The sequence below is a fragment of the Pseudomonas sp. GNP014 genome (assembly GCF_054344005.1).
Map to the genome: position 1 here is coordinate 4,891,671 of NZ_JBTGUS010000001.1, position 11,616 is coordinate 4,903,286.

Consider the following 11,616-nt stretch of genomic DNA (forward strand, 5'->3'; position numbering starts at 1 on the left):
CAAGCCAGCTCCCACAGGGGGCTTCTGTGTGCTCACTAACGAAGCCACACCAAAAAACCTGTGGGAGCTGGCTTGCCAGCGATAGGGCTCAACACGGTCTAAAGGGATAACCGCAGAGCCAATGCCGCCAAGGTAATCAACAGCACCGGCACCGTCAGCACAATCCCCACCTTGAAGTAATACCCCCAACCAATGTGGATCCCCTTGCGCTCCAGCACATGCAGCCACAACAACGTGGCCAGGCTGCCGATCGGCGTAATCTTCGGCCCCAGGTCACTGCCAATCACGTTGGCGTAAATCATCGCTTCCTTGACCACCCCGCTCGCCTGACTGGCATCAATCGACAACAACCCGATCAACACCGTCGGCAAGTTGTTCATGATCGACGACAGCAACGCCGTCAGCACACCGGTGCCCAGCGCCGCCCCCCACACGCCATGCTCGCCGAACACATCCAGCCAACCGGCCAGATACCCGGTCAGCCCGGCATTACGCAGGCCATAGACCACCAGGTACATGCCCAGCGAGAAAATCACGATCTGCCACGGCGCTTCTTTCATCACCTTGCGCGTGGAAATCTTGTGGCCGCGGGCAGCGATGCCCAGCAACAGCGCGGCGCACACCGCGGAAATCGCACTGATCGGAATGCCCAGTGGCTCCAGCGCAAAACAACCAATGAGGAGGATTACCAACACTGCCCAACCGGCGTAGAACGTGGCTTTATCGTGAATCGCAGTTTCTGGGTGTTCGAGTTGTTCAGGGTCGTAAGCCGCCGGAATGTCGCGGCGAAAAAACCACAGCAACATGCCCAGCGTCGCCGCAACGCTGACAAAGTTGACCGGCACCATCACCGCCGCATAGCGGTTGAAGCCGATGTGAAAGAAGTCTGCCGAGACAATATTGACCAGGTTCGATACCACCAGCGGCAGGCTCGCGGTGTCGGCGATAAAACCGGCCCCCATCACAAACGCCAGGGTTGCCGCCGGTGAAAAACGCAGCGCCAGCAGCATGGAGATGACGATGGGCGTCAGGATCAGTGCCGCGCCGTCATTGGCGAACAGCGCCGACACCAGCGCACCGAGCAACACCATAAAGGCAAACAGCTTGCGTCCGCTGCCCCGCCCCCAGCGCGCCACATGCAACGCGGCCCAGGCAAAGAACCCGGCTTCGTCGAGCAACAGGCTGATGATGATCAGCGCGACGAACGTGCCGGTGGCGTTCCAGATGATCTGCCACACCAGCGGGATATCGCTCAGGTGAACGACACCGAAGATCAGCGCCAGTACGGCGCCAAGCGTCGCACTCCAGCCGACGCCGAGGCCTTTGGGTTGCCAGATGACAAGGGTAATGGTCAGCAGGAAAATCAGTGACGCAGCGAGCATCCGCGACAGCCTTAATAAATGGAAAATAAGCCAAACCACAAAAATGTGGGAACGAGCTTGCTCGCGAAAGCGAACTGTCAGTCACCAAAGGTGTGGCTGATGGCCCTTTCGCGAGCAAGCTCGCTCCCACATGATCTCTGTTTTACCGCCGATCTGACCAGATTATTTCTTGTGTTGCTCCACGAACTGCCCATACGCATTGATGAAATTCTGCAGGAATGGTTTCACCGAGTCGCTCAACTTGCCCGCCTCGTCAAATGCCGAACCCGCGCCACCCAGATACGCTTCCGGCTGCTGCATGCACGGCACATTGAGAAACACGAAGGACTGGCGCAGATGCTGGTTGGCGCCAAAACCGCCAATCGCCCCCGGCGACACGCTGATTACCGCACCCGGCTTACCGCTCCAGACGCTTTTGCCATACGGCCGTGAACCCACGTCAATCGCATTCTTCAACGGTGCCGGCACCGAGCGGTTATATTCCGGGGTGACAAACAGCACCGCGTCGGAAGAGCCTACTTCTTGGCGGAAAGTGCTGTAGGCTGCCGGCGGTGAATCGCCGTCAATGTCTTCGTTATAGAGTGGCAGGTCGCCAATTTCGACAATCTTCAGTTTGAGGTTCGCCGGTGCCAGCTCGGCCAGCGCCAGTGCGACTTTGCGGTTGATCGATGCTTTGCGCAGGCTGCCGACGACTACAGCGACGTTGTAGACATTGCTCATGGAAGACTCTCGACTGTCCGTGGGAAGAGCCTGTAGTTATAGATGATTCGATGACAGTTTCACCAGCGCGCAAGGGAAATTCCTCCGCACTGATTATTTTTTTTCTGTAGGAAAACTTACAGGGCTTGATGAAGGTCTACCAAGCCGCAAATCAAGCGTTTTATCTCCAGAGGTTCTAAGCAGATGGCAGCAGTACTCGTCGGTCAGTTCCATGCAAGAGATGCGGAAGGCCGCGTTTATTCCGTGCATGAGTTCCAGGAATCCACCCCGTCGGCAGACGGTCTCACCGGCATGGAGCCTGTCACCACCTACAAACTGGCGATTGGCGATCGCGTCAAAAAGCTCAGTGACAATGAGTTTTTGCTGGTTCAGTCGGACATCACCCTGATCCGCGAACCCGAGCCAACCGTCGCTCAATAACACCTCGTTATGAGCAGAAGTCATATGCGCAGAGTTGGGGTAGGATTCAGCCTCTGACCCCACCTGCTGAACATGGACTTCACGCATGCGTTTACGTCATATCGAAGTGATTCAGGCGCTCTTGCAGACCGGTCACCTGGGCACGGCCGCCGAATGGCTGCAATTGCCGCTGACCGACGTTGAAGCGCGCTTGCGTGAAGCCGAGAGTGAGTTGGGGTTCATGCTGTTCGCCAGCGTGCGCGGACGCTTGCAGGCAACGCCCGAAGCCCGGGCATTGCAGGTGGAAATCGCCCACGTCTATGAAGCGCTGGAGCCAGTGCAGCGTCTGGCCAGCAGCCTCAAGCAATACCTCGCCCCGCCCCTGCGCATCATCGGCACCCCGCCGCTGGCGCAACAATTACTGCCACAAAGCCTCGCCGCCCTGCGCCGGCGCCTGCCTGACGCACCGTGCACCTTGCTTGGCGCATCAACCCGCGACATCGTCCGCAGCCTGTTGCTGCGCGAAAGCGATCTGGGCCTGAGCCTGCACGCCCCCGAACACCCCGACATCCACGCCCGGCCACTGGCCCACGGCAAGCTGCAATTGCTCGCTCCCCACGGCTGGCTGCAACCAAAGCAAAAGTACATTTCCCTGCAGGACCTCGCCGGTCAGGCGATGGTCGGCCTCGAAGGCCACGACCCGCTGAGCCCGGCACTGGAAAACAAGCTCCAGGCCCTGCGGCCTGTGCCGAGCATCCAGACCCGGGTGCAAACCCACCAGATGATGCGCAGCATGGTCGAGGCCGGCGAAGGGCTGGCCATCGTCGACCCGTTCACCGCCCTTGGCGCAAGGGCCGGCGGGCTGGACGTGTGCCCGTTGTCACCGGCAGTGCCGATCAGCCTGTACGCGCTGACCTGCAAACACGCGGCCACGCCTTCTGCGATTCAGACCCTGCTGGCAATCGTCACGGAACAAGCCGAGGCGATGCTGTCGAGCTGAGCGGGCGCTCCAGCGGATTATCGAACAATCGATACCAGAACAGCGCCACTTCGGCGGTGTTCGGATCGATGCCGCGATAACGCAAATGGTCGATACCGCCAATCACATAACCGCAACGCTCATACAGCCGACAGGCGCCGAGGTTGTTGTTCTGGGTTTCCAGCATGATCCCCGGCAGCTTCTTTTTGCGGCTCCAGAACTGCGCGACATCCAGCAACGCCTTGGCCACACCGTGCCGACGGGCCGGGGCGTGCACCGCCAGCTCGTCGATATGGGCGAAGCCGTTCCAGTTGGTACTGATCACCAGATGACCGACCGGCTCGTCATCCAGATACGCCATGAAGATCGCGCTGTCGGGTGCATTGTGAAAGGCGCTGAACTCCTCCGGATCGATGCCGTAGCACTTGCGGTACGGCACGATCGGCGTCACCTGCCACTGCTCGACCGGTGCGCCGACCACCGCGGCCCCATACGCAACCACCTCAAAACTGAAGTCGCTGCCCCAGATATAAGGCGCAAAGCCCTCATCGGCGACCCGCACCGACAGCCCTGGGTATTTCGGATTCATGACCGGTTGCATACTCGGGAAAGTCCTCATTCCTTGACGCAATCGACGGTGTAGAACCGCCCATTGCCTTCATCTTCATGTTGCAGTCCATGCACATCAGCGACAAAACCGGGAAAGCTGCTATCGAACGTGCGGGCAAACTTCAGGTAGTCGATGATCGAGCGGGTGGCTTCGGTGAAGCGCTCGCCGGGCATGATCAACGGAATACCCGGCGGATACGGCACCAGCATCACCGCCGCGATCCGCCCCTCCAGCTCATCTATCGGCACCGCTTCGACTTCGCCACGCACCAGATGATCATAGGCGTGGGCCGGTTTCATGGCGATTTCCGGCAGTACCGTGTACATGCGTTTAAGGTGTCTGGCCGTGGCATTGCTGCGATAGCAGGCATGCAATTGATCGCACAGATCGCGCAGGCCCATGCCGCGATAACGCGTGCTGTCTTGTTGCGCAACGCACGGCAGGCAGGTTTCGAGACGGACGTTGGCATCGTAACTGCGCTTGAATTCCAGCAATTCAGTGAGCAGCGTGCTCCATTTGCCTTTGGTGATGCCCATCGAAAACAGCACCAGAAACGAATACAGACCGGTCTTTTCCACCACCAGCCCACGCTCCCAGAGGAACTTGCTGACCACCGCCGCCGGGATGCCCTTCTCGCTCAACGCACCGCCGGCGTTCACCCCCGGCATCACCAGGGTGACTTTGATGGGGTCGAGCAGCACGTAGTCGTCACTGACTTCACCAAACCCGTGCCATTCGGCCTCCGGCTGCAACAACCAGTCTTCGGTCTGCACGCGGTCGATACCTTCGACCCCCGGCGGTTGCCAGATCGAGAACCACCAGTCATCGGCGGCAATGTGCTGCCGCAGATTAGCCAACGCCCGGCGGAAGCTCAGGGCTTCGTCGAAGGTTTCCTGCAACAGCGAGCGCCCGGCCGGGCCTTCCATCATCGCCGATGCCACGTCCAGCGAAGCAATGATGCTGTACTGCGGCGAGGTCGAGATGTGCATCATGAACGCTTCGTTGAAACGATCACGGTCCAGTTGCCGCGCCCCGCCGTCCTGCACGTGAATCATCGAAGCCTGACTGAACGCGGCGAGCAGTTTGTGCGTGGAATGGGTGGTGAACACCAGCGGGCTGGTTTCGCTGCGCGAGGTGGCCATGCCGTAGCGACCGGCGAAGAACTCGTGAAACGCCGCGTAGGCGTACCAGGCTTCGTCGAAATGCAGCACTTCGACGCTGTTGCCCAGGTTCTGCTTGATCAGCTCGGCGTTGTAGCACAAGCCGTCGTAGGTTGAGTTGGTGACCACCGCCAGTTTGACTTTCGGCTCACGCCCCTTGGTCAACGGGCTGGCCTCGATCTTGGCCTGAATCGATTCGCGACTGAATTCACTCAGCGGAATCGGGCCGATGATCCCCAGTTCATTGCGCTCCGGACACAGGTACAGCGGGATTGCGCCGGTCATGATGATCGCGTGCAGCACCGATTTGTGACAGTTGCGATCAACCAGTACCAGGTCGTCGCGACCGACCATCGAGTGCCAGACAATCTTGTTGGCGGTCGAGGTGCCATTGATCACGAAAAAGGTGTGGTCGGCGCCGAAGTTGCGCGCCGCGCGGGCTTCCGCTTCAGCGAGGGGGCCAGTGTGGTCGAGCAGCGAACCGAGCTCCGGTACGGACACCGACAAATCCGAACGCAGGGTATTTTCCCCGAAGAACTGATGAAACGCCTGCCCCACCGGACTCTTGTGATACGCCACACCGCCGCCGTGGCCTGGGGTGTGCCAGGAATAATTGGAGTCGGCTGTGTGCTGTACCAGCGCCTTGAAAAATGGCGGCAGCAAACCATCCAGATACTTGCGCGCCGCCCGCGCCACTTGCCGGGCAAGGAACGGCACGGTGTCTTCGAACAGATACAGGATGCCGCGCAGTTGATTGAGCTCGGCCATGGCATCGGCCGGGGCGTTTTCCAGGGTGACCTGTTCGCCCAGGGCAAAGATCGGCAGATCCGGTGCGCGCACCCGCGCCAGGCCGATCAGTTCGGCCATGTTCTGCAATAAATGGGAGTTCGTGCTGGCGTCTTCGGCAGCGATCAGCATGCACGCCAGACCATGATGGGTCGAAGCCACCAACCGCCCTTCGGTGTAATCGGTGGCCGAAACGATATTGAAACCTTCCTGCTCCAACTCGCGGGCGATGCCACGGATACGGTCACCGGCGACCGTGTCGGCCTTGATGTCGCGGTGGACGATCAACACCGGAAACTTCAAATCTTTGTACATGAGGCTCAGTGTCCCGAGGCGGCGGATCAATGTCTGCCAATGCACTCAGGGTAGAGGGTTGCAGCGAAAGTGGCGAGGGTGGCCAGTTGGCTTCATGACACCTGACCTGACTTTTGTGGCGAGAGAGCTTGCTCCCTCACCACAGGGACAGGGTCAAGCCTGCGCGTCAGCCTCGGCGATCTGCGTCCACAATGCCGGACCACCGGCGGATTTGGCAATGATCTCCAGCCGCGCCATATGCGCCGCCAGCTCTTCTTCCGTCGCCCGAATGATCCGCGCGGGCTGGCGATCGGCCGGCAGACGCCGGATCTCGGTGGCGGAGTTGTCCGCACCCTCTCCTGTGCCATTGCCGTCGGAAGCGTTACCGGCCAGCGACAGACTGGTCTGGCCACCGGTCATGGTCAGGTAGACGTCGGCGAGAATCTCCGAGTCGAGCAAGGCGCCGTGCAGTTCACGGCCGGAGTTGTCGACGCCATAACGTTTGCACAACGCATCGAGGCTGTTGCGCTGCCCCGGGTGACGTTCCCGGGCCATCATCAGGGTGTCGAGGATCGAGCAGTGTCGGGTGATGTCAGCGCGATCGTGCTGGCCCATCAAGGCGAATTCGTTGTTGATGAAGCCAACGTCGAACGCCGCATTATGGATGATCAGCTGCGCGCCGTTGATGAACTCGAAAAACTCGTCGGCCACCTCGGCGAAACGCGGTTTGCCGACGAGGAATTCGTTGGTGATGCCGTGAACGCCGATCGCGCCTTCGTCACTCTCGCGATCCGGTTGCAGATAGACGTGAAAGTGCCGGCCCGTGAGGCGCCGACCGATCAGTTCGACACAGCCGATTTCAATGATCCGGTGACCATCGGTCACCGGCATGCCGGTGGTTTCGGTATCGAGTACAACGGATCTGGTGGCCATCAGTGTTCAATTCTCAACGGGGTCAATCGTGCAAAAAAGCGGATGTTAACACGCTCGGCGGGGTGTTTCAGTCAGACCGTGGCGCGCCCTTCGCGAGCAAGCTCGCTCCCACATTGGAATGCATTCCAATTCAGGGAAGGGGCATCAGATCTGGAATGCATTTCCCTGTGGGAGCGAGCTTGCTCGCGAATGGCCGCACCACGGTTCAGAAGCGAAATCAGCTTTGCTTGTAGCCGCGCACTTCGTCCACGCCACGGTTGGCCAACTGGTCAGCCCGCTCGTTGCCGTGATGCCCGATGTGCCCGCGCACCCACTTCCAGGTGACCTTGTGACGATTGACCTGCTCGTCGAGTTCTTTCCACAGATCAGCATTTTTCACCGGTTCTTTCGCCGCCGTCTTCCAGCCGCGCTTCTTCCAGTTGGCCATCCACTCGTTGATGCCTTTCATCACGTACTGCGAGTCGGTCACCAGCAACACTTCGCAGGGCCGCTTCAAGGCTTCGAGGCCACGGATGGCGCCGAGCAGTTCCATGCGGTTGTTGGTGGTATTGGCCTCGCCGCCCCACAGTTCCTTTTCGACGCCCTTGCACACCAGCAAGGCGCCCCAGCCGCCCGGACCGGGGTTGCCCTTACAGGCGCCGTCGGTGAACAGTTCTACGCTATCGACGCTTTCGCTCATGCCAGTCTATCCAGAATAAATGCCTGCCTCGTCAATCACGGATCGACGATGGCCGCAGCCGGAGCATGTCCGGCCACTTATAAAAAGAAGGTTTACGGTTCGATACGGCGGCGGTTGACCTTGGCCATCGGCAGCGGAATCAGCTTGCCCATCGGCTCGCGACGTTCCTGACGCACCGGTCGCAGGCCGACCACAATCTTGCGTGCCACCAATAAATAGAAACCGCCGCCCGACAGTTGCCAGTCACCGGCCTTGCGTTCCCAGCCGGCCAGACGGGCCTGCCACTTGGCTGACGCGAGCGGCGGACGATAGCACCCGAAGCGGCGTTTCTCCAGCGCAAAGCCCAGCAGATTGAGCCAGTCGGCCACTCGCGAAGGCGAGATGCAACGGGCCTGACGCAAGGCGTCATGGGCGAAGACATGCCGCAATCCCCAGGTGCTCCAGGGGTTGATGCCGACGATCAGCAAATGCCCGCCGGGGCGCACGCTGCTCGCGGCTTCGCGCAACAGGCCGTGGGGCGACAGACAGAAATCGAGGCCGTGCTGCATCACCACCACGTCGGCGGCATGCTCGCTCAGCGGCCAGGCCTGTTCTTCGCAGACGATCTCGACCCCGGGCAGCGGCGCGCCAAGGCGCACGTTGCGCTGAACCTGCGGTGCCGAGGGCGGGGTTTGCGCGGACGGGCCGTAATGCACCAGATAACCACCGAAGAAGCGACCCAGCTCGTCTTCAAGCATGCGCCGCTCTTCGTCGAGCAGAAATTGCCCGAGCGGCCCCGACAGCCATTCACGTGCGGCGCTGATCAATGCCAGCCAGTCCGGATCGGCCTGAGCGAACGCTTTATCGGTCATGTCATTCTCCAACGCGCCAGGAACTACTAAGATGCGCCAATGTTTTCCGCTTGGCGAATTCCGACAATGATACAGATCAGTGCCCTGCCCGCGTTCACCGACAACTACATCTGGTTGTTACAGGATCACCGCTCCCAACGCTGTGCGGTGGTCGATCCGGGCGACGCCACGCCGGTGCTGGCGTGGCTCGACGCCCATCCGGGCTGGGTGCTGAGCGACATCCTGATCACCCACCACCATCATGACCACGTCGGCGGCGTCGAGCGCCTCAAGCAGGCCAGTGGCGCCACGGTCTATGGGCCGGCCAGCGAAAACATCCCGGCGCGTGACGTGGCGCTCAAGGACAACGATAGCGTCAGTGTGCTCGGCTGGGACTTCGCGGTCTATGCGGTGCCCGGTCACACCTTGGGACACATTGCCTATTACCACCACGGTCTGCTGTTTTGCGGCGACACCTTGTTTGCCGCCGGTTGTGGCCGCTTGTTCGAAGGCACGCCGGAGCAGATGCACCATTCCCTGAGCCGTCTCGCCGCGTTGCCCGAAGATACGCTGGTCTACTGCACCCATGAATACACCCTGAGCAATCTCAAGTTTGCGGCTGCGGTGGAACCGACCAACCCGGACATCGCCGCTCGTCTGGAAAAAGTCAGCCAGCAACGGCAAAACGGGGTCATGACCCTGCCCTCGACCCTGGCTCTGGAAAAGCTCACCAACCCGTTTTTGCGGACCACTGAAACATTAGTTACACAAAAAGTGGACGAACGGGCAGGCGCTCAAAACCGGGCGCCGAGTGAGGTATTTGCTGCGCTGCGAGCCTGGAAAGATAAATTCTAAGTGACTCACCAGCTGGTACAAAAATTCTGAATGGTTGACCGCAGGGGGTGCGCTTTCTAGAATCGCCCGACATTTTTGCCCGGAACTTACTTCCAGCCAATGTCGTCATCCATACGTAAGTCCGTCAATTCAGACGCATTGACCCGCCTGGCGCAAGCCATCGCGGTGGCTGTGTCCGCCACGCTGGCGGGCTGTTCCAGCCATGCTCCGCAGACTGAAGCGACCCATACGCCGAACATTGCTGCGCGAGCCAAGCAGAAGCCCATCTGGCTGAGTGAAAAGCCCAGCCCGCAGGTGCCCCAGGACATCTGGGAGCGTATGCGCGGCGGTTTCCAGCTGCAAGAAGGCCTGGGCGTGAACCCGCGCATCGAGCAGCAGCGCCTGTGGTTCGCCAGTAACCCCTCTTTCCTCGAGAATGCCGGCGAACGCGGCAGTCTCTATATTCATTACATCGTCGAGCGTCTCGAAGAGCGCAACATGCCGCTGGAACTGGCCCTGCTGCCAGTGATCGAGAGCGCCTACAACCCGATGGCCTACTCCCGCTCCGACGCGTCGGGGCTGTGGCAGTTCATCCCGTCCACGGGCCGCTACTACAACCTGCGCCAGACCCGCTTTTATGATGGCCGTCGCGACATCACCGCCTCGACCACCGCAGCGATGGATTACCTGACCCGCCTGCACGACATGTTCAACGGTGACTGGCTGCTGGCCCTGGCCGCCTACAACGCCGGTGAAGGCACCGTCAGCCGCGCCATTGAGCGGAACGAGAAGCTAGGCTTGCCGACCGACTACTGGAACCTGTCTTCGTTGCCGGCGGAAACCCAGGCCTACGTGCCGAAACTGCTGGCGCTGTCGCAAGTGGTGCTGGCGCCGGAAGCCTACGGGGTGAACCTCAACCCGATCGCCAACGAACCGTATTTCCAGGTCGTCGAAATCAACCAGCGCATGGACCTGTCGAAGGTCGCGGCAGTGGCCAACATCGACGAAGACGAACTGTTCCAGCTCAACCCGGCGTTCAAGCAGCGCACCACCATCGACGGCCCTCAGCACCTGCTGGTGCCGACATCGAAGGCGCAACTGCTGACCGCCAGCCTGCAGACCATGCGGCCGGAAGAGCTGATCAGCCCGCGCTCGCTGAAACCGGTGTTCGAAGGCGCCGATCCGTCGGAAGTGGCACAGCTCAAGCGTGCCTATCGCGTGAAGCGTGGCGACAACCTTGGCTCCATCGCCAAGGCCAACAAGGTTGAAGTCAAGGATCTGCAGCGCTGGAACAAGCTGACCGGCAAGAACCTCAAGGTCGGCCAGACGCTGGTGATGCAAGACACCACCAAGCGCACGCCGGCTCGCAAGTCGGGGCGCGTCAATACCGTGATTGCGGCCAACAGCAAGAGCAAAGGCAAGGACGACAGCGCGCAGCAGACCCAGTACAAGGTCAAGCGCGGCGACACGCTGTACGTCGTGGCCAAGCGCTTCAACGTTGAGATGCAGCATCTCAAGCGCTGGAATCCGGGTGCGGGTAAAGCGTTGAAGCCGGGGCAGATGCTCACGGTTTATCAACCGCACTGACAGAAGAGCCCCTGAGTTTTCGGGGGCTTTTTTTTGGATCAGGTTTTTGTGGTGTGCTTTAGATCGTTCCCCCTCACCCCAGCCCTCTCCCCCACGGGGGGCGAGGGGGAAAGGGAGCCGATCTCCGTGCTGTTCAAAATCCGAGTTCGACTCGGTATCGCACGTCGGTGCAATTCGCCCAGACACCACAGTCAGTCCCCTCTCCCTCCGGGAGAGGGTCAGGGTGAGGGGCTTTTGAGAACTTGAGTTCGACTCGGTATCGCACGTCGGTGCAATTCGCCCAGACACCACAGTCAGTCCCCTCTCCCTCCGGGAGAGGGTTAGGGTGAGGGGCTTTTGAGAACTTGAGTTCGACTCGGTGCAGCACGTCGGTGTAATTCGTCCAAACACCACGATCAGTCCCCTCTCCCCCCGGGAGAGGGT

General features: G+C 60.4%; 11 protein-coding genes. 4 read left to right on the forward strand and 7 right to left on the reverse strand.

Annotated features, from left to right (window positions below; translation table 11 throughout):
* Positions 1-98 precede the first annotated feature (98 nt).
* Both ACXX9E_RS21890 and ACXX9E_RS21895 read right to left on the reverse strand, forming a co-directional pair.
* Positions 99-1,382 (reverse strand): arsenic transporter, encoded by a 1,284-nt coding sequence (locus ACXX9E_RS21890; RefSeq protein ID WP_123462807.1) that lies wholly within the window; start codon positions 1,380-1,382, stop codon positions 99-101.
* Positions 1,383-1,544: 162 nt separating this feature from the next.
* Positions 1,545-2,102 carry an NADPH-dependent FMN reductase gene (locus ACXX9E_RS21895; protein WP_123462805.1) on the reverse strand — a complete coding sequence of 186 codons (558 nt, stop codon included), beginning with the start codon at positions 2,100-2,102 and terminating at the stop codon, positions 1,545-1,547.
* A gap of 183 nt (positions 2,103-2,285) precedes the next feature.
* Here ACXX9E_RS21895 and ACXX9E_RS21900 point away from each other — a divergent pair, with 183 nt between their 5' ends.
* Positions 2,286-2,522 carry a hypothetical protein gene (locus ACXX9E_RS21900; protein WP_064587205.1) on the forward strand — a complete coding sequence of 79 codons (237 nt, stop codon included), beginning with the start codon at positions 2,286-2,288 and terminating at the stop codon, positions 2,520-2,522.
* An 85-nt stretch (positions 2,523-2,607) separates the two neighbouring features.
* A complete protein-coding gene (locus ACXX9E_RS21905; protein ID WP_458556175.1) occupies positions 2,608-3,501 on the forward strand; it encodes a LysR substrate-binding domain-containing protein in 894 nt (297 codons plus the stop codon).
* On the opposite strand, the gene ACXX9E_RS21910 is transcribed toward ACXX9E_RS21905, so the two are convergent.
* The 5 genes from ACXX9E_RS21910 to ACXX9E_RS21930 all read right to left on the reverse strand — a co-directional run bounded on the left by ACXX9E_RS21910 (position 3,467) and on the right by ACXX9E_RS21930 (position 8,793).
* Positions 3,467-4,081 (reverse strand): GNAT family N-acetyltransferase, encoded by a 615-nt coding sequence (locus tag ACXX9E_RS21910; RefSeq protein WP_123462801.1) that lies wholly within the window; start codon positions 4,079-4,081, stop codon positions 3,467-3,469. The genes ACXX9E_RS21905 and ACXX9E_RS21910 overlap by 35 nt on opposite strands.
* Before the next feature lie 14 nt (positions 4,082-4,095).
* Positions 4,096-6,351 carry an Orn/Lys/Arg family decarboxylase gene (gene ldcA, locus ACXX9E_RS21915; protein ID WP_458556176.1) on the reverse strand — a complete coding sequence of 752 codons (2,256 nt, stop codon included), beginning with the start codon at positions 6,349-6,351 and terminating at the stop codon, positions 4,096-4,098.
* Positions 6,352-6,504: 153 nt separating this feature from the next.
* Positions 6,505-7,263: a DNA polymerase III subunit epsilon gene (gene dnaQ / locus ACXX9E_RS21920; protein ID WP_123462797.1), complete on the reverse strand. Its 759-nt coding sequence runs from the start codon at positions 7,261-7,263 to the stop codon at positions 6,505-6,507.
* Between the two features lie 217 nt (positions 7,264-7,480).
* Positions 7,481-7,942 carry a ribonuclease HI gene (gene rnhA, locus ACXX9E_RS21925; protein ID WP_003224162.1) on the reverse strand — a complete coding sequence of 154 codons (462 nt, stop codon included), beginning with the start codon at positions 7,940-7,942 and terminating at the stop codon, positions 7,481-7,483.
* A gap of 92 nt (positions 7,943-8,034) precedes the next feature.
* Positions 8,035-8,793 (reverse strand): class I SAM-dependent methyltransferase, encoded by a 759-nt coding sequence (locus ACXX9E_RS21930; protein WP_123462795.1) that lies wholly within the window; start codon positions 8,791-8,793, stop codon positions 8,035-8,037.
* Between the two features lie 66 nt (positions 8,794-8,859).
* On the opposite strand from ACXX9E_RS21930, the gene gloB reads away from it, so the two are divergent.
* Together gloB and ACXX9E_RS21940 are read left to right on the forward strand one after the other, a co-directional pair.
* Positions 8,860-9,627, forward strand: a complete 768-nt coding sequence (gloB, locus tag ACXX9E_RS21935) for a hydroxyacylglutathione hydrolase (protein ID WP_123462793.1) — start codon at positions 8,860-8,862, stop codon at positions 9,625-9,627.
* A 99-nt stretch (positions 9,628-9,726) separates the two neighbouring features.
* Positions 9,727-11,193 carry a transglycosylase SLT domain-containing protein gene (locus ACXX9E_RS21940; protein ID WP_123462791.1) on the forward strand — a complete coding sequence of 489 codons (1,467 nt, stop codon included), beginning with the start codon at positions 9,727-9,729 and terminating at the stop codon, positions 11,191-11,193.
* Positions 11,194-11,616: the final 423 nt, after the last annotated feature.